This window comes from Streptomyces sp. NPDC020801, assembly GCF_044334385.1.
Taxonomy (GTDB): Bacteria; Actinomycetota; Actinomycetes; order Streptomycetales; family Streptomycetaceae; genus Streptomyces.
Genome location: NZ_JBIRST010000007.1, coordinates 346,964 through 364,640, shown reverse-complemented (window position 1 = coordinate 364,640; position 17,677 = coordinate 346,964). Strand labels below are relative to the sequence as shown.

The 17,677-nt window shown below is 72.3% G+C and carries 15 protein-coding genes and 1 other RNA gene; 14 read left to right on the top strand and 2 right to left on the bottom strand.

Annotated features, from left to right (window positions below; genetic code table 11):
• Positions 1-183: 183 nt before the first annotated feature.
• The 4 genes from ACH4UM_RS17740 (at position 184) to ACH4UM_RS17725 (ending at position 5,929) form a co-directional block, all read left to right on the top strand.
• Entirely contained in the window at positions 184-1,884 is a 1,701-nt protein-coding gene (locus ACH4UM_RS17740; RefSeq protein ID WP_398179486.1) for a serine/threonine-protein kinase, read from the top strand.
• A gap of 137 nt (positions 1,885-2,021) precedes the next feature.
• Positions 2,022-3,269 (top strand): serine/threonine-protein kinase, encoded by a 1,248-nt coding sequence (locus ACH4UM_RS17735; RefSeq protein WP_398179483.1) that lies wholly within the window; start codon positions 2,022-2,024, stop codon positions 3,267-3,269.
• A gap of 609 nt (positions 3,270-3,878) precedes the next feature.
• A complete protein-coding gene (gene prfB, locus ACH4UM_RS17730) occupies positions 3,879-4,994 on the top strand; it encodes a peptide chain release factor 2 (protein WP_398179480.1) in 1,116 nt (371 codons plus the stop codon).
• A gap of 302 nt (positions 4,995-5,296) precedes the next feature.
• Positions 5,297-5,929, top strand: a complete 633-nt coding sequence (locus ACH4UM_RS17725; RefSeq protein WP_398179477.1) for a hypothetical protein — start codon at positions 5,297-5,299, stop codon at positions 5,927-5,929.
• A gap of 127 nt (positions 5,930-6,056) precedes the next feature.
• On the opposite strand, the gene ACH4UM_RS17720 is transcribed toward ACH4UM_RS17725, so the two are convergent.
• Positions 6,057-6,248: a hypothetical protein gene (locus ACH4UM_RS17720; protein WP_016438128.1), complete on the bottom strand. Its 192-nt coding sequence runs from the start codon at positions 6,246-6,248 to the stop codon at positions 6,057-6,059.
• Between the two features lie 260 nt (positions 6,249-6,508).
• Between ACH4UM_RS17720 and ftsE the strand changes: the two genes are divergently transcribed.
• The 8 genes from ftsE to ACH4UM_RS17680 all read left to right on the top strand — a co-directional run bounded on the left by ftsE (position 6,509) and on the right by ACH4UM_RS17680 (position 13,852).
• Positions 6,509-7,198, top strand: coding sequence for a cell division ATP-binding protein FtsE (gene ftsE / locus ACH4UM_RS17715; protein WP_004000799.1), 690 nt, complete (start codon positions 6,509-6,511; stop codon positions 7,196-7,198).
• Positions 7,199-7,233: 35 nt separating this feature from the next.
• A complete protein-coding gene (ftsX, locus tag ACH4UM_RS17710) occupies positions 7,234-8,151 on the top strand; it encodes a permease-like cell division protein FtsX (RefSeq protein ID WP_398179474.1) in 918 nt (305 codons plus the stop codon).
• Positions 8,152-8,229: 78 nt separating this feature from the next.
• On the top strand, positions 8,230-9,411 hold the full coding sequence (locus tag ACH4UM_RS17705; RefSeq protein WP_398179471.1) for a S41 family peptidase: 1,182 nt from the start codon (positions 8,230-8,232) through the stop codon (positions 9,409-9,411).
• A 64-nt stretch (positions 9,412-9,475) separates the two neighbouring features.
• Complete coding sequence (smpB, locus tag ACH4UM_RS17700) at positions 9,476-9,955, top strand: SsrA-binding protein SmpB (protein ID WP_398179468.1); 480 nt, start codon at positions 9,476-9,478, stop codon at positions 9,953-9,955.
• Positions 9,956-10,073: 118 nt separating this feature from the next.
• Positions 10,074-10,472, top strand: a transfer-messenger RNA (tmRNA) gene (gene ssrA / locus ACH4UM_RS17695).
• 135 nt (positions 10,473-10,607) lie between these two features.
• The gene (locus tag ACH4UM_RS17690; RefSeq protein WP_398179466.1) at positions 10,608-11,942 is read left to right on the top strand and encodes a hypothetical protein; all 1,335 of its coding nucleotides are present in this window, start codon (positions 10,608-10,610) and stop codon (positions 11,940-11,942) included.
• 126 nt (positions 11,943-12,068) lie between these two features.
• Entirely contained in the window at positions 12,069-12,788 is a 720-nt protein-coding gene (locus tag ACH4UM_RS17685) for a hypothetical protein (protein WP_398179463.1), read from the top strand.
• Between the two features lie 77 nt (positions 12,789-12,865).
• Positions 12,866-13,852: an alpha/beta hydrolase family esterase gene (locus ACH4UM_RS17680; protein ID WP_398179460.1), complete on the top strand. Its 987-nt coding sequence runs from the start codon at positions 12,866-12,868 to the stop codon at positions 13,850-13,852.
• A 31-nt stretch (positions 13,853-13,883) separates the two neighbouring features.
• Here the strand turns inward: ACH4UM_RS17680 and ACH4UM_RS17675 are convergent, their stop codons facing one another.
• Positions 13,884-15,221, bottom strand: coding sequence for an MFS transporter (locus tag ACH4UM_RS17675; protein ID WP_398179457.1), 1,338 nt, complete (start codon positions 15,219-15,221; stop codon positions 13,884-13,886).
• Positions 15,222-15,333: 112 nt separating this feature from the next.
• Here ACH4UM_RS17675 and ACH4UM_RS17670 point away from each other — a divergent pair, with 112 nt between their 5' ends.
• Together ACH4UM_RS17670 and ACH4UM_RS17665 are read left to right on the top strand one after the other, a co-directional pair.
• Positions 15,334-16,302, top strand: a complete 969-nt coding sequence (locus ACH4UM_RS17670; protein ID WP_398179454.1) for a LysR family transcriptional regulator — start codon at positions 15,334-15,336, stop codon at positions 16,300-16,302.
• A 153-nt stretch (positions 16,303-16,455) separates the two neighbouring features.
• A complete protein-coding gene (locus ACH4UM_RS17665) occupies positions 16,456-17,655 on the top strand; it encodes a translation initiation factor IF-2 (RefSeq protein ID WP_398179451.1) in 1,200 nt (399 codons plus the stop codon).
• Positions 17,656-17,677: the final 22 nt, after the last annotated feature.

Genomic DNA, 17,677 nt, shown 5'->3' with positions numbered 1-17,677 from the left:
AGGACGGACGAGTCGCGAGGAGCGGTCGCATGGAGCGATCGTGGTGAGCAGGGAAGGACCACCGGGCGCAGTAGTACGACCGCCCGGTACCGCCCACGGCGGCACTACAGTGGGTCGGAACACCCGCGGCAGGCCCCGGAAGGCGCGGGGGACCAGGCAAGCAAGCAGCAGGGAGCGCATGACGTGCGGCCGGTAGGCAGCAAGTACCTGCTCGAGGAGCCGCTCGGACGCGGCGCCACGGGCACCGTCTGGCGAGCCCGCCAGCGAGAGACCGCGGGCGCCGAGGCGGCCGTGGCCGGTCAGCCCGGCGAGATGGTCGCGATCAAGGTCCTCAAGGAGGAGCTGGCGAACGACGCCGACGTCGTGATGCGGTTCCTTCGGGAGCGGTCCGTGCTGCTGCGGCTGACCCACCCCAACATCGTCCGGGTCCGCGACCTGGTCGTCGAGGGCGATCTGCTGGCGCTGGTCATGGATCTCGTCGAAGGTCCCGACCTGCACCGCTACCTGCGCGAGAACGGGCCCTTCACGCCCGTCGCCGCCGCGCTGCTCACCGCCCAGATCGCCGACGCGCTCGCCGCGAGCCATGCCGACGGGGTCGTCCACCGGGACCTGAAGCCGGCCAACGTCCTGCTGCGGCAGAACGGCGGGCAGATGCATCCGATGCTGACCGATTTCGGCATCGCCCGGCTGGCCGATTCGCCCGGTCTCACCCGCACCCACGAGTTCGTCGGCACGCCCGCGTATGTCGCGCCCGAGTCCGCCGAGGGCCGCCCGCAGACGTCCGCCGTCGACATCTACGGCGCCGGCATCCTGCTGTACGAGCTGGTCACCGGCCGTCCGCCGTTCTCCGGCGGCTCGGCCCTGGAGGTGCTGCACCAGCACCTGAGCGCCGAGCCGCGCCGCCCGTCGACCGCCCCGGACCCGCTGTGGACGGTCATAGAACGCTGCATGCGCAAGAACCCCGACGAACGGCCCAGCGCCGAGAACCTCGGCCGTGCTCTGCGCGTGGTCGCCGAGGGCGTCGGCGTGCACGCGAGTGCCGCCCAGATCGCCGCCGCGGACGGCGTCGCGGCCCTGCTGGCCCCCGATCCGGCGCCCGCGACCGTGCCCGGTTCGGGCGTACCCGGGGCCGCCGACCCGACGCAGGTACTGCCCCAGGGCGCGGCGTCGTACGACCCGAACGCCGCGACCAGCGTCCTGCCGCACACCGGCGGCCCGGGTGGCCCCGACGGGGCCGCCGACCCGACCACCGTGCTGCCCAGCCACGGCGCGGCCGATCCCACGCGCATGATGCCGCCCGTGCCCCAGGGCCGGCCGAACGACGGCGGGCCGCAGGGGCAGCAGTCCGAGCAGCCGCACCCCTGGCAGACCCAGCTGCGCGCCGCCCGTGACCGCAACGAGCAGACGCAGATCCAGTACCTGGACCCGGGCGAGGACCCGCTGCGCCGCCGCCCGCAGCGGCAGGTGGCCCGGCCGGAGCACCAGCAGCGCCCCCAGCCGCAGCCCGGCCCCGGATACGGCTACCCCCAGCAGCACCAGCCGCAGCAGTACGCGCCCGCGCCCCAGCCCCAGCAGCCTCGCCAGTCCCGGCAGCCCCAGCGGTACGCCCCGCCCGCCCCGCCGGAGCCCCAGCGCCCGGCGCGCGAGCCGCGGCCGCCCAGGCAGCGCAGCGCGAACCCGATGAAGATCCCGGGGCTCGGCTGCCTCAAGGGATGCCTGTTCACGATCGTCATCCTGTTCGTCGCGGGCTGGCTGGTCTGGGAGCTGAGCCCGCTGCAGGAGTGGATCGGGACCGGCAGGAGCTACTGGGGCGAGATGAGCCACTGGGTCGGCAAGGTGACCTCCTTGATCAAGGACCTGAGCAGGGGCTCGAAGGGCAACTGAGCACTGGCCGCCGCTCACGGCACTGCTCACGAGTTTGGATATTTGTCGACACCTGGCGGGTGATTTCCGTCTCCGCGGTGAAGGTTGGCTCCACAGACGCGTAGTTTTATCGGCAACACGCGTCTGTAGGAGCAGCCTTGGCACGGAAGATCGGCAGCCGGTACACCGCGAACCAGATCCTGGGACGGGGCAGCGCCGGCACGGTGTGGCTCGGCGAGGGGCCCGAGGGGCCCGTCGCCGTCAAGCTGCTGCGCGAGGATCTCGCGTCCGACCAGGAACTCGTGGGCCGCTTCGTGCAGGAGCGGACGGCGCTGCTGGGCCTCGAACACCCGAACGTGGTCTCCGTACGGGACCTGGTGGTCGACGGCAACGACCTCGCCCTGGTCATGGACCTCGTCCGCGGTACGGACCTGCGCACCCGTCTGGAGCGCGAGCGGCGGCTGGCGCCCGGGGCGGCGGTGGCGATCGCGGCGGACGTGGCCGACGGGCTGGCCGCGGCGCACGCGGCGGGGGTCGTGCACCGGGACGTCAAGCCGGAGAACGTGCTGCTGGACATGCAGGGCCCGCTCGGCCCCGGTGGGGCGCACCCGGCGCTGCTGACGGACTTCGGGGTGGCGAAGCTCATCGACTCGCCGAAGCGCACGCGCGCGACGAAGATCATCGGTACGCCGGACTATCTGGCCCCGGAGATCGTGGAGGGCCTGCCGCCGCGGGCGGCGGTGGACATCTACGCCCTGGCCACGGTGCTGTACGAGCTGCTGGCGGGCTTCACTCCGTTCGGCGGCGGGCACCCGGGCGCGGTGCTGCGCCGGCACGTCACGGAGACGGTGGCACCGCTGCCCGGCATCCCCGACGAGCTGTGGCAGCTGATAGTGCAGTGCCTGGCGAAGGCGCCGGCCTCGCGGCTGCGGGCCTCCGAGCTGGCGGCACGGCTGCGTGAGCTGCTGCCGATGCTCGCGGGGATGCCGCCGCTGGACGTGGACGAACCGGACACGGACCAGGAGGAGGAGCCGCGGGAGGAGACCGCCGCGGCGCCCCCGGCGCCGGCCGGGGACCCGGCCGGGCGCCGCCGGGGCGCGGTGCCACTGGTGCCCGGCGCGAAGCCGGACTCCAACCGGGACACGCATACGTCGATGCGGGTGCCCGCGCCGGACGAGCTGGCCGGCGGGGCACGGGGGACGGCGCGGGTGCCCCGCGCCGCCGGTGCCCCGCGCCCCGGTTCGGCCCGCCACCGGGCCGCCGCCCGCCGCCGCCGGGTGACGCTCGGCGTCGCCGGGGTGGTGCTGGCGGCGGTGGTCGGAATCGGCGCGTGGTGGGCGTCGTCGAGCGACGACTCGGGCACGGTACCGGGAAGCTCCCAGCACTCGGCGCCCTCCTCGCCGTAACCTCGCCCCTCACCCGGCCGACTCGCTCCCGGCTGTCCAGGTGGGGCAGGGGGCTCGCGCCCCTGAGACGCGGCCCGGACTCCGGGGCGGCTGCGCCCCCGCGCCGCATCAGCCCACCCATCCGGCCCTCCCCGTGGGACACGGCACCAGTCCCGCCGCTGACCTCCCCCACCTCCCCCACCAGCCAGACCGGCGCCGGCACCTGCCCACGCCGGCCCGCACCGGCCTGCACCTGCCCACGCCGGCCCGCACCCGCCCGCACCGGCCCGCACCGGCCCGCACCGGCCTGCACCTGCCCACGCCGGCCTGCACCCGCCCGCACCGGCCCGCACCCGCCCACGCCGGCCCGCACCGGCCTGCACCTGCCCACGCCGGCCTGCACCTGCCCACCGGCCCGCACCCGCCCGCACCCGCCCACGCCGGCCCGCACCCGCCCACCCCGGGCCCGCACAGGCGCCCCCACCAGCCAGTACCGGTCCCGGCGGGCCCCAAGCCCCTCCCTCCCCCCGGCCCCCCAAGGGGCCGGGCCGGGTGCGGGACGGGCAGGGACGGGGAGGCCGGCCCGCTCACTCGGCGTTCCACGGTTGGCGGAGCCGTTACGCTGGAGGCGTGGCAGTCGTCGATGTATCCGAAGAGCTCAAGTCCCTCTCCTCGACCATGGAGTCGATCGAGGCCGTTCTGGACCTCGACAGGCTGAGGGCAGACATCGCCGTGCTCGAGGAGCAGGCGGCCGCGCCGTCCCTGTGGGACAACCCGGACGAGGCGCAGAAGATCACCAGCCGGCTCTCCCACCTCCAGGCGGAGGTCAGGAAGGCGGAAGCGCTGCGCGGGCGCATCGACGACCTCGGTGTGCTCTTCGAGCTCGCCGAGGCCGAGGACGACCCGGACACGCGCGCCGAGGCCGAGATCGAGCTCATCGACGTCAAGAGGGCGCTGGACGAGATGGAGGTCCGGACGCTGCTGTCCGGCGAGTACGACTCCCGCGAGGCGCTCGTCAACATCCGGGCCGAGGCCGGCGGCGTCGACGCCGCCGACTTCGCCGAGCGGCTGCAGCGCATGTACCTGCGCTGGGCCGAGCAGCACGGCTACAAGACCGAGGTCTACGAGACGTCGTACGCCGAAGAGGCCGGCATCAAGTCGACCACCTTCGCCGTCCAGGTGCCGTACGCCTACGGCACCCTCTCCGTCGAACAGGGCACCCACCGGCTCGTCCGCATCTCGCCCTTCGACAACCAGGGGCGGCGGCAGACCTCCTTCGCCGGCGTCGAGGTCCTTCCCGTCGTCGAGAAGTCCGACCACGTCGAGATCGACGAGAGCGAGCTGCGGATCGACGTCTACCGCTCCTCGGGCCCCGGCGGCCAGGGCGTGAACACCACCGACTCCGCGGTGCGCATCACCCACCTGCCCACCGGCATCGTCGTCTCCTGTCAGAACGAGCGGTCGCAGATCCAGAACAAGGCCACCGCCATGAACGTCCTCCAGGCCAAGCTGCTGGAGCGGCGCCGCCAGGAGGAGCAGGCCAAGATGGACGCCCTCAAGGGCGACGGCGGCAACTCCTGGGGCAACCAGATGCGTTCCTACGTCCTGCACCCGTACCAGATGGTCAAGGACCTGCGGACCGAGTTCGAAGTCGGCAACCCCGAGGCCGTGTTCAACGGTGAGATCGACGGCTTCCTCGAGGCCGGGATTCGCTGGCGCAAGCAGCAGGAACAGCAGGGCAAGTAAGAGCAGACGCTTTGTCGACAAGGCAACTGCCGCCTCCCCGGCGGCAGTTGCCTTTTCTGTCTGCGGATGTCTGGGTTTTACATCACACTCACAGCCTTCAACGACCCGCAAACAAGGTGCAATTGGACATTGCGTACGCAATGACCTTGACGGTCCATTGAAAAGTCGGAAGGCTGAAGCGTGGCATGCGTATTTCCGGGGCGCATGTGAACCGGGGGGACTAGCACTTCGCCAGCTGCCTCCGTCGATCACGGCCCCTCGCGCCGCTCATTGACCATTCAGCTACTGGGGGTAGCAACCAGATGACGAACAAGACGCGGATCCGCGTCGCCCGCGCAGCGGCCGGCGTCGTGATAGCGGCCGGCGCCTCGCTGACCGCCGCGGGCGCCGCCTCGGCCGCCGGTTTCGGCATCGGCGTGAGCGCCGGCGTCGACAACGGCTCCGCCACGGCCGGTGTCAAGGTCGACGGCCCGACCGGCGACCCGAGCAGTCTTCCCACCGACCCGAGCAGTCTTCCCACCGAGCCGACCGGCGGTCCGACGGAGCCGACCGGCGGTCCGACGGAGCCGACCGGTGGGCCCACCGAGCCCACCGGCAATCCGACCGAGCCGACCGACGAGCCGACCCAGCCGGGCAACGGCAACGGCGGCGGTCACAACGGCAACGGTGGCGGCCACAACGGCAACGGCGGCGGCAACAACGCCGACCCGGACGGCGGCTCCGGCACCTCCGCCCAGGAGGAGGGCACCTCCGCCCTCACCGACACGGGCTCGGACACCAACACCTCGGCCCAGGGTGGCGGCAAGCAGCTCGCCGAGACGGGTGCCGCGCAGACCACGTTCCTGCTGGTCGGCGCCGCCACGATGATCGCCGGCGGTATCGGCTTCCGCGTTCTGCCGCGCCTGATGGGCGGCCGCGGCGGCGCTGCCGCCTGAGCGTAGCCGCACCCTTACGGGGTGTGCGCCACGACGACGCCGAAGGGCCCGGAGCTCCACGCTCCGGGCCCTTCGCCTGTCCTGCCTGTCCTGAGTCCCGCCTGCCCTCCGCGGCCCGACGGCTCCGCTACGCGGTCTGGTGCGCCAGCAGCGCCACCGCGGCGATCAGCACCGCCAGCAGCGCGATCAGCGCCATCGGGTTGAGCCCCGCGAAGAAGTTCTCCTGCTGCAGCCGCTCGCGGTTCGCGCGGCACACGGGGCACCGGCCCTCGCTCACGGGCGCCGCGCAGTTCGCGCACACCAACCGGTCGTACGTCATGCGCTCGCCCTCCTTGCACCGGTTCCACCTACACAACGCTCACGCACACGCGAACGTTCCCCTCTCCACAATGCCAGGTTCCCCGGAATTCAGCGCGGGGTCCCCGAGAGGGCGCCTTTGCGGGCCCCTGCGGGGCGCGTACAACCCGTCGGCGCAGACAAAACGTACAACTGCCGCCCAACCGCAACCGGTGCCTGCGCTCCCACACCAGACTCGCGTATGGTCACGCTCATCTACCCCCGGCTACCCGTGGTGCATCCGTGATCCGATTCGACAACGTCTCCAAGGTCTACCCCAAGCAGACCCGCCCCGCCCTCAGGGATGTCTCCCTGGAGGTCGAGAAGGGCGAGTTCGTGTTCCTCGTGGGGTCCTCCGGCTCCGGAAAGTCCACCTTCCTGCGGCTGATCCTCCGCGAGGAGCGGTGCAGTCACGGCCAGGTGCACGTCCTGGGCAAGGACCTCGCGCGCCTCTCCAACTGGAAGGTGCCGCAGATGCGCCGCCAGCTGGGGACGGTGTTCCAGGACTTCCGCCTCCTGCCGAACAAGACGGTCGCCGAGAACGTCGCCTTCGCGCAGGAGGTGATCGGCAAGTCGCGCGGCGAGATCCGCAAGTCCGTGCCGCAGGTGCTCGACCTCGTCGGGCTCGGCGGCAAGGAGGACCGGATGCCGGGCGAGCTCTCCGGCGGTGAGCAGCAGCGTGTGGCCATCGCGCGGGCCTTCGTCAACCGGCCCAAGCTGCTGATCGCCGACGAGCCCACCGGCAACCTCGACCCGCAGACCTCCGTCGGCATCATGAAGCTGCTCGACCGCATCAACCGGACGGGCACGACCGTGGTGATGGCGACCCACGACCAGAATATCGTGGACCAGATGCGCAAGCGCGTCATCGAGCTGGAGAAGGGCCGCCTCGTCCGCGACCAGGCACGCGGCGTCTACGGCTACCAGCACTGAGCGAAGTCCACGACCGAAAGGCTTGACCAGACGCCATGCGCGCCCAGTTCGTCCTCTCGGAGATCGGTGTGGGTCTCCGTCGCAACCTGACGATGACGTTCGCCGTCATCGTCTCCGTCGCCCTGTCCCTCGCCCTGTTCGGCGGGTCGCTCCTGATGAGCGACCAGGTCAACACGATGAAGGGCTACTGGTACGACAAGATCAACGTCACGATCTACCTCTGCAACAAGAGCGAGGCGGACAACGATCCCCACTGCGCCAAGGGCGCGGTCACCGAGGACCAGAAGAAGGCGATCCTCGCCGACCTGGGCAAGATGTCGGTGGTCCAGAAGGTCACCTACGAGTCCCAGGACGAGGCGTACAAGCACTACAAGGAGCAGTTCGGCGACTCCCCGCTGGCCAACTCCCTCACGCCGGACCAGATGCAGCAGTCGTACCGGATCAAGCTGAAGAACCCGGAGCAGTACCAGGTCATCGCCAGCGCCTTCAACGGACGTGACGGCGTGCAGTCCGTGCAGGACCAGAAGACCATCCTGGACAACCTCTTCGGGCTGCTCAACGGCATGAACTGGGCCGCCCGCGCGGTGATGGCGCTGATGCTGGTGGTCGCGCTGATGCTGATCGTCAACACGGTGCGCGTCTCCGCCTTCAGCCGGCGGCGCGAGACCGGGATCATGCGCCTGGTGGGCGCCTCGGGCTTCTACATCCAGGCGCCGTTCATCATGGAGGCGGCGGTCGCGGGGCTGATCGGCGGCACGGTGGCGTGCGGGTTCCTGGTGATCGCCCGGTACTTCATCATCGACCACGGCCTCGACCTGTCCCACAAGCTCAACCTGATCAACTTCATCGGCTGGGACGCCGTGCTGACGAAGCTGCCCCTGATCCTCGCCACGAGCCTGCTGATGCCGGCGCTCGCCGCCTTCTTCGCGCTCCGCAAGTACCTGAAGGTGTGACGCACGCCTCCGTACGCCCGGAGGGTCGTACGGTCAACCGGCCGTACGGCCCTGAATCGTTGTCCTAGACTCACCGCCATGTCAGGTCGTGACCTGTTCTGCCAGCCCCGCCGCCCCCGCCGCGGGGCCGCCCTGACATTGGTCTTCGCGAGCGTGCTCGTGGCCGGTGCGGCGACCGGCTCGCTGCCCGGCTCGCCCTCCGGCTCCGGCCGGAAGTCCCCGGCGGGCGCGGTCGGTTCGGCGGCCCCCGCCGGCCACCACGAGGAGGTGGCCAGGGCGGCGGCCGAGGCCATGGCCGACGGCAAGTCCCCCATGGAGGCCGCGGAACGCGCCGTCAGCCGCAGCGGCGACCGCTGGGGCGCCGTCTACTCCCAGGGCGAGTACCAGGAGTTCCAGGAGGCCCTGGACGGCCAGTACACCGGCGTGGGCCTGTGGGCGCGGCGCGAGCGGGACGGCCGTATCGACGTCACGAAGGTGCAGACGGGCTCGCCCGCCGCGGACGCCGGGATCCGTCCACGCGACCGGCTGCGCAGCATCGACGGCGAGAAGGTGGACGGCCTGCCCGTGACCCAGGTCGTCTCCTTACTGCGCGGCGACGCCGACGACGCGCCCGCGGGCACCGCCGTCACCCTGGGCCTGCAGCGCGGCACGCGCGCGTGGAGCGAGACACTGCGCCGGGCCCGCCTGTCGACGGACTCGGTCACGGTGCGGCGGCTGGCCGACGGCGTGACCGTCATCAGGATCGCCGCCTTCACCAAGGGCGTCGGCGACAGGGTCCGCACGGCCGTCCGGCAGTCCCCGGCGGCCGGCGGCATCATCCTCGACCTGCGCGGCAACAGCGGCGGCCTGGTCACCGAGGCCGTCACCACCGCCTCCGCCTTCCTCGACGGCGGCCTGGTCGCCACCTACGACGTCGACGGCAAGCAGCGCGCCCTGCACGCCGACGCCGGCGGCGATACGGTAAAAGCCCTGGTCACGCTCGTCGACGGCGGCACGATGAGCGCGGCCGAGCTGCTCACCGGCGCCCTGCAGGACCGCGGCCGCGCGGTCGTCGTGGGCTCCCGCACCTTCGGCAAGGGCTCGGTCCAGATGCCGAGCCGGCTGCCCGACGGCTCCGTCGCCGAACTCACGGTCGGCCACTACCGCACCCCGGGCGGCCGCAGCGTGGACGGCCACGGCATCACCCCCGACCTGGAGGCGGGCGGCGACGCCCTGAAGCGGGCCCAGACGGTCCTGACCGGCCTGGGCGATCCGTCGTAGAAACGCGGGGTCGGTTAATCCGCTTCCCGCCCACCCCCTCCGTAGTGCGAAAATGGTCGGCACTATGGCTAAGGAAAAAGGGCGCAAGCTGATCGCGCAGAACAAGAAGGCGCGGCACGACTACCACATCCTCGACACCTACGAGGCCGGCCTGGTCCTCACCGGCACCGAGGTGAAGTCGCTGCGCCAGGGTCGCGCCTCGCTGGCCGACGGCTTCGTGCAACTGGACGGTCACGAGGCGTGGCTGCACAACGTGCACGTGCCCGAGTACAGCCAGGGCACCTGGACCAACCACAGCGCCCGCCGCAAGCGGAAGCTGCTGCTGCACCGGGTGGAGATCGACAAGCTGGAGTCGAAGTCCCAGGAGACGGGTCACACGATCGTGCCGCTCGCCCTGTACTTCAAGGACGGCCGGGCCAAGGTCGAGATCGCCCTGGCGAGGGGCAAGAAGGAGTACGACAAGCGCCAGACCCTCCGCGAGAAGCAGGACCGCCGCGAGGCGGAGCGGGCGATCTCGGCGGTACGGCGCAAGCAGCGGGCGTAGGCACACGTCCGGGACGCCGGGAATACGCTGGCACCGACCCGCGTTGGTCACGTACGATGGCACCTGCACCGCGAGGCCGGTGCGCGACCCCTCTCCGGAGGGTTTGAAAAATCAACATGGGGATGATCGGTTTCGACAGCGGCTGTCGAAGCAGGGGAAGCGTGTCGAGGAAGCGGCCATGATCTCGTAAACCACAGGCCGAAAAAAATAATCGCCAACACCAAGCGCGATTCCTCCCAGCAGGCCTTCGCCCTCGCTGCCTGATAGGCAGCGCGAGCGAGCCTCCTACTAAAGGGAGTGTCAGCCCGGGGATGTTCCCGACCCGGATCCTGGCATCGACTAGGGGACTAAACCTTGATCCCGGTCACGGGGTGAAGAGGGAAACCAAACAGTGACTGAGCCCGTCGGAGACTTGTCCGCGTGATCTCCGGGGCCGAGAAAAGCGAAGCGGACTGCACACGGAGAAGCCCTGGTTCCGCACCGTTGGACGCGGGTTCGATTCCCGCCATCTCCACGATCGGGGAGGCTCCCGAGCCTCCTCGCCCCATGTGGCCAAGGCCCTGTCGCTTCCAGGCGGCGGGGCCTTTGTCGTGTGCGGTCACATGCGGTGACTTCCGGCGAACACCGACCCAGGAAGGACTCCTTCACGACGATGACGACGGCCGAGCAGGATGAGCCGTACTACGTCCTCTACGACGGGGACTTCGGGATCAGCGGGCTGACCGGGGAACTCATGACCCTGACGCCGCCGGTCGCCGCGGAGGCCGCGCTGGGGGTCGTGGCGCGCAGGACCGCGAGCGGGGACCGGCACATCGGCCCGGACGTCCGGAACCTGCTGGCCTCGCCCCTGCCGGAGGCCGACGTCCACACGCTGTGGCTTGCCGCCGTGCGGGGGAGGTTCGACCCCGCCGAACACGGTATGGACACGCGCGCCTGGCTCGGCCGGATGTCGGAGCTGTGCCCGCCTCCACCGCCGCGGCCCGGTCCTCCCGCACAGCACACGAAGTATCTGAGCACCATGCCGTCGCACTTCTTCCGCACAGCCGTGCCCGACGAGGAGAAGATGCGGCGGTCCGTCCTCGGTGAGATACGGGCGATCGCGCCGGAGCTCACCCGCAGGGTTCCGCTGCCGGACCTGGTCCCCGCCCTGGAGCGAGCCGTTCACCACGCCGGGGCGGAACTCGGCCTCCGGCTGCTCCTGCGGGCCTTGAAGGCGTACCGCGTCCGGGTGGGCAAGGAGCAGTACGACCGGTTCCTCGACCTCGGAGAGAAGCTCGACCATCACACTGCCGTGGCCCACGACGGTCTGGACGTCGCCTGGCCACCCATCGACCCGGCGCGCCGCGACGCCACCTGGGACTTCGGCCTCTCGGGGCTCAGCGCACGGTTCACGCACTGGTACGACCACACGCTGCCGGAAGTCCTGAGCACGACCGCCGCCGGGGACGAGGCCCACCAGACCCCCGGGTCGGCGGCGGCCGTGCTGCTCGACGACACCCTCCGCCTGCGCGACTCGCCCCTGTCCACCGACACGATCACCACCCTGTGGCTGGCCGCGTCGGACGGCGGGCTGAGCCCCGACCGCCTCGGCATCGACGGACGGCAGTGGCTCGGGCGGATCGCCGGCGCCTGCAGGGAGCGGCTCCGGGAGGTGGCCCCGGACCACCGGCCACACACACGGCCGGCTCGCCCCTGCCTCGCCGGCGAAGTGCTCCGCGAAGTACGGCACGTGGCATCGGCGATGGCGGACCGCACCGTGCGGCTTCACCCGCGCGGCATTCCGGGCAGTGCCGTGGCCAGGGCGCTTGAGCAGGTCGTCTCCCAGGTGGACCCCGATCTCGGATTCCGTCTGTTCCTGAGGACCCTGCACGTCCTGGCCCTGCCGCTCGACCGCGAGCAGTACGACCGCTGTCAGACTCTGGGTGACCACTTCGGATACGGCGAATTCCACGTCTCGGACGTGGAGTTCCTCGTGTCGTCCCAGTGAGCTCCCGGAACCTCGGTGAAGTCGCCTCCCGGAACGCGCATGGCGGCGACTCCATGCGAAAGGCCCGCGATGCAACTCTATGATCCGGCAGCGGACGCGACAACCGGCCACGGAGAACCGCGGTACGTGCTCGTGCAGGCCCGGTCCGAGCCGTCTCCGCTGTACGAACCGGAGTCTCCCGGGGCCCAGGAGGACCTCGGCGCCTTCACCCGTAACGTCCCCCTGGACGACGACCGGCCGGCTCTCCCGGCGGATCTGGCGGACGCGCTGCGTGCCTGGTCGCTGTCCCGCCCGCCGGGAGGTTTCGCCTCCCGCCCGGACCTGCGCAGGCACCTCGGGCGGGGCCTGGCGCTCGCCCGGCGACTGGCCGCGCATCTCGGGCCGTTGTGGGCGGTGCGCTACTGGGACGAGCGCCACGGGACCGCGAAGTGGGTGTGCTGGGGCTGCGACCGCCTCCACTGGGAGCGCGACAGCCACGGCACACCGCCGCACCCGGTCGACATCACCGTCGAAGGCGAGTTCAAGTTCGGTCCGCTGCGCTCCGAGGGATTCGGGGACTTCCTCCCCGACGATCCCGCCGCCGCCCTGTCCCTGTCCGGCGGTCTCGTCGCCGATCTCCACACATGGGCGGAGAGCATCGACACCACGTTGAACCTGGAACTGCGGGACCGGGAGGACGGCAGGTACGACGCCGAGTGGGATCGGCTGTTCCACCAGGGGATGGAGCTGGCGGAACGGGTCGCGCACGAGCTGGGTCCGTCCCGGACGGTGACCTACAAGGGCCTGGCGAACGGTGGTCCCGCCGCCCTGACGTCAGTCTCCTGGCAAGGTGACAGACGGTTGTAGCGCCACGTAACCGGCGCGGAGGTTGTGGTGCCGCGCCCCATGTCCGCGGGCCGTGGCCGCTTCTACCTTCCCTCCGCATGACACACACCAGAGCCGCAAGCCGCTTCACCGCCCTCGCGACCCTGCTGGTCGCTCTCCTCGCCGTGTTCCTCGCGCCCGGCAGGGCCACGGCGGCAACCGTCTCCCTCCAGGAAGTCACCGGGTTCGGGTCGAACCCGGGTGCGCTGCGGATGTTCCGTTACGTCCCCGCGGGGCTGCCGGCCGGGCGGCCCGTCGTCGTGGCGCTGCACGGGTGTACGCAGGACGCCGCCGGTTACGGCAACGGCAGCGGCTGGACCCAACTCGCCGACCGCTGGGGTTTCTCGGTGGTGCTGCCCCAGCAGCAGTCCGCCAACAACATCTCCTCCTGCTTCGACTGGTTCCGGAGCGGGGACATCGAGCGCGGCCAGGGCGAGGCCGCGTCCATCGCGCAGATGGTCGACCGGCAACTCGCGGACGTCTCCGGGGATTCCGGCCGGGTGTACGTGACCGGGCTGTCGGCGGGCGGCGCCATGACCACCGTGATGATGGCCGCCTATCCCGAGAAGTTCGCCGCGGGCGGGGTCGTCGCCGGGCTGCCGTACGGGTGTGCGCAGGCCGCCGGATCGCCGTACGTGTGCATGTACGCCGGGGCCACTCAGACGCCGCAGCAGTGGGGGGACCGGGTGCGGGCCGCCCGGCCCGGGTACGGCGGCCCCTGGCCCACGCTCACCGTCTTCCAGGGGACGGCCGACTACACCGTCAAGCCCGTCAACATGACCGACCTGATGAAGCAGTGGACCGACGTGCACGGGGCCGACCAGAGCGCCGACGTCAGCGACACCGTGGCCGGGTACCCCCACCAGGTCTTCCGGGACGCGGCCGGGAACGCGGTCGTGGAGACGTACTCCATCACCGGGATGGGGCACGGCCAGCCCGTCGACCCCGGCACGGGCGGCGAGCAGTGCGGGACGGCCGGTTCCTACTTCCTGGACGTGAACCTGTGCGCCGCGTACCGGCTCGGGCGGGCCTGGGGGCTCGGGTGACCGGCCTCCGGGGCTCCCGGAACCGACCGGCTCACACGGTTCGCTGAGCCAGCGAGATCAGCAGCGCCACCGCCGCCGCCGTCACCGGCACCCCGTAACCGGCCGTGGGTGACAGGTGCTCGACCACCCAGCCGCCCATCGCGCTGCCGCAGCCGATGCCGCCGAGGAGGCCGGTGACCGCGAGGGTCATGCCCTCGTTGAGCCGGCCGTCGGGGGTGCGCTGCTGGACCAGGGTCATGTTGGTGACCATGGTGGGCGCGGTCGCCGTACCGGCGACGAGCAGCGCCCCGGACAGCAGCAGGAGGGAGCCGGTGAGGGTGGCGGCCAGCAGCGGCAGGGTCATCAGCGCCGTCATCGCGGCCACGCACCACGGCAGCCGCCGGCCCGCCGGTCCCGTCGGCCGTACCGTCCCGTAGACCAGCCCGGCCACGCAGGACCCGGCCGCCTGCAGCCCGAGCGCCACGCCCGCCACCGACCGGTGGCCCTGTGCGTCGGCGAAGGCGACGGTGACCACCTCCATCGCCCCGAACACCGCGCCCATGGCGAGGCAGACCGCGAGCTGCGCGGGCATGCCGGGGGCGCGCAGCGGTGCCTTCGCGGGCGTACGGCGCCGGGGCGGCGGCTCGGTCGAGCGCTGAGCGGCGAACAGCAGTACGCCGGTGAGCAGCAGCAGCGCGGCGACCAGCGTCCCGGCCTCCGGGAAGAACGTCCCGCACAGGAAGGCCGCGAGGACCGGGCCCAGCATGTAGCACAGCTCGTCGGCCGCCTGCTCGAAGGAGTTCGCCGTGTGCAGTGCCTCGGGGTCGGATTCCAGCAGGTGGGCCCAGCGGGCCCGGGACATCCCGCCGGTGTTCGGGGTGGTCGCGGTGGCGGCGTAGGCGGCGAACAGGGTCCAGTCCGGGGCGTTCCGGCGCACGCACAGCAGCAGGGCCAGGCTGCCCAGCACCGCGCAGACGGTGGCCGGCACGGCGATGCGCGCCTGGCCGTGGCGGTCCACCAGGCGGGCGATCCAGGGGGCGGCCGCCGCGGTCGCCGCGAGTCCGGTGGCGGTGACCGCGCCGGCCAGCGCGTACGAGCCGCGCGCTCCGGCGATCATGACGACCGCGCTCACGCCGAACATGCCCTGCGGCAGCCGGGCCATCAGGTTCCCGGCGGTGAAGGCGCGGGCGCCGGGGAGGGCGAAAAGGCGGCGGTAGGGATTCGGGAGGCCGAGGCCGAGGCCGGGGAGGCGGGGGTGCGGGCGGCGGAGGCGCGGGAAGCGGAGGTTCGGGAAGCGGGCGTTGGTGCGGGGTGCGTTCGGGCGGCGGGGGTCCGGCAGGCGCGGGGGACACGCGTCACCGAACCGGGTACCGGGGGTTCGCTGCGGCATGTCCTCAACGGTCCCGCCGGACGGATCATGGGTCCAACACCTTCTGCGCACCGATTCACGCACCTGCGATGTGAGTGGAGGGGTGCGGCGGGGGCGTTGTAGGTTCGACCGCGTGCCCGCCCACCAACTGGACCCGCGTCTGCTGCGCGCCTTCGTCGCCGTCGCCGAGGAGCTGCACTTCACCCGCGCCGCCACCCGGCTGTACCTCGCCCAGCAGGCGCTCAGCCGCGACGTACGGCGGCTGGAGCGGGAGCTGGGCGCCGAGCTGTTCGTCCGCACGACCCGGCAGGTGACGCTGACCGCCGAGGGCGAGCGGCTGCTGCCGTACGCGCGCCGGGCCCTGGACGCCCAGGACGAGCTGCTGGCCGCCTTCGGGCAGGTCCGCCCGCTCTTCGTCGACCTGAACTCCCCGGGCCTGGCAACCGGCCACCGCGTAGTGCTCCGGGCCCGCGAACTCGCCCCCGAGCACGAGATCATGGCCCGCTTCGAGAGCGGGCTGACCGGCGCGGCGGCCGAGTTGCTGGCGGGCCGGCTGGACGCGTCCTTCGGGCGGTACGCGGGCCTGGAGCCGGGGCTGCGGGCCCGGCTGGACCATCAGCTCGTGCGCTACGAGCCGATGGCACTCGTGATGCCGGAGGACCACCGGCTGGCGCACCTGGAGGAGGTTCCGCTGGGGGCGCTGACGGGGGAGACCGTGTACGCCGGTGCCGGAAACCCGCGTACTCCGGAGTGGACCGACCTCGCGCACCGCCTGTTCGACGGGCGCGGCATCGAGGTCGCACCGCCCGCTCCACTGGCCGTGGGGGTCGAGGAGTTCGAGCGGCTGATGGCCAAGACCGGGCACCCGGTGCTGGCCGTGGTGGGCTTCCCGGCCCTGCCCCGGACCGTGGTACGGCCGCTCGTCGAACCCGTCCCGCTGTCCCCGGTGTCGCTGGTGTGGCGCAGGGGGCTGGCGCATCCCGCGTTCGACGCGGTGCGACGCGCGGCGGTGGAACTCGCGGCGGCGGAGGGATGGCTCCGGCGACCCGAAACCGGATGGATTCCAGCCATCGACGAAACGATCAATTCCATTCACCATTGATACTTCGCAAACCCGGAACCTCCTGGGGCGTTACGTTCGTTGCGCCGAGCACGGTGTGACAAGGGGGGCGCTCGGGGCAGGTGGGGGCCTGGTCCGGCGACGCGGGCTCGGGGTCGTATGCGCACCCGTGACACTCCCTTGGGGGGAAGCTACGTGCGCGTGAGAAAAGGGCCGGAAGAGGCCCAACCCGAATGGCCCGCGGCCGCGCCCGCGACGCAGGGGGTGGCCGCCGCCGAAGACGGGGCGCGCGAGCTCCGGTCGTTCCCGCAGACCGGTGTCACCAAGGCGCCGCGGGTCGAGGACCCGTGGGGGAAGACCGATCTGGACGGGTTGGACGGGTTGGACGGGTTGGACGGGTTGGACGGCTTCGGCCGGGACGGGCGGAGTGGGCCGGACGGGCGGAGCGGCCGGGACGGGCGGAGCGGCCCGGACGGTCGGAGCGGGCTCGCCTCGGTGGCCGGGACCGCTGACGAGAAGGACCGCGCCGCCGGTTCGGACGAGATGACCGTCCAGCTCGACCGCGCCGCCGGAGAGCCCGGGAAAACGTTCGCCCGGGAGGGCGTGGGCGGCCGGGAGGGCGGCTCCGACGGCGGACCCGTCTTCGTCGACGAGTCGGGCCGCCGCAGCCGCCGCTTCCGCCGGATCGGTCTGGGCGTGGGCCTCGCCTGCGCGGTCTACGCCGTCGTCATCGTCGGCACCCTCGTGTCGGGCAACTCCAAGGCCCCCTGGCTGCCGGTGCCCGGCCAGGCCGACGACCGGCCGTCGAGCAAGGTCGACACCTCGCCCGCACCCTCGGACCCCGCCCGCCCGCCCGGTACCGGCCGGGACGTGTTCGTACCCGGGCCGCCCGCGACGGCTCCCGACGGCATCCGGCCCACACCGGGCGCCTCCGTCGGCGCACCGCACGTCTCGGCCGGTCCGCGCAGGCCGGGCGCCTCGGCCGACCCGCGGCCGAGCGCTTCCGGGAGCCCCAGGGCCACCCCGGGTTCCGGCGCGACCGGCTCCGCCGTGGAGCCGTCACCGCTCCCGGCCTCCGCCTCGCCCGACCCGAGCCCCAGCGGTGGGGGCGGCGGCTCACCCACGCCGTCCGACCCGTCGCCGTCCACGGGCGGCGGGGGCGGGGGCGGCTCCGGCAGCGGTGGCCTGGGCACGGTCGCCGATGGCGCGAGCGCCCCGGTGCCGGTGGCCAGTGAGCCGCCCACCACCGGGGCACCGGGTCCCACCGGGGCACCGGGTCCCGGCACGGCACCAGGTCCCGGCACGGCACCGGCCACCACCGGGACGCCGGTCCCGAGCGGTCAGCCGGCCGCCTCCGGGGCACCGCCCCAGGCGTCGACCGTGGTCGTCTCCTGATGGCGCCCAGCACCCGCCGGCC

Bases quoted from the DNA above. Each gene is read 5' to 3' on its own strand.
- ACH4UM_RS17725 (WP_398179477.1), top strand. From the start codon at position 5,297: ATGACGAACAAGACGCGGATCCGCGTCGCCCGCGCAGCGGCCGGCGTC.
- ACH4UM_RS17720 (WP_016438128.1), bottom strand. From the start codon at position 6,248: ATGACGTACGACCGGTTGGTGTGCGCGAACTGCGCGGCGCCCGTGAGC.
- ftsX (WP_398179474.1), top strand. From the start codon at position 7,234: ATGCGCGCCCAGTTCGTCCTCTCGGAGATCGGTGTGGGTCTCCGTCGC.
- ACH4UM_RS17705 (WP_398179471.1), top strand. From the start codon at position 8,230: ATGTCAGGTCGTGACCTGTTCTGCCAGCCCCGCCGCCCCCGCCGCGGG.
- smpB (WP_398179468.1), top strand. From the start codon at position 9,476: ATGGCTAAGGAAAAAGGGCGCAAGCTGATCGCGCAGAACAAGAAGGCG.
- ACH4UM_RS17690 (WP_398179466.1), top strand. From the start codon at position 10,608: ATGACGACGGCCGAGCAGGATGAGCCGTACTACGTCCTCTACGACGGG.
- ACH4UM_RS17680 (WP_398179460.1), top strand. From the start codon at position 12,866: ATGACACACACCAGAGCCGCAAGCCGCTTCACCGCCCTCGCGACCCTG.
- ACH4UM_RS17675 (WP_398179457.1), bottom strand. From the start codon at position 15,221: ATGCCGCAGCGAACCCCCGGTACCCGGTTCGGTGACGCGTGTCCCCCG.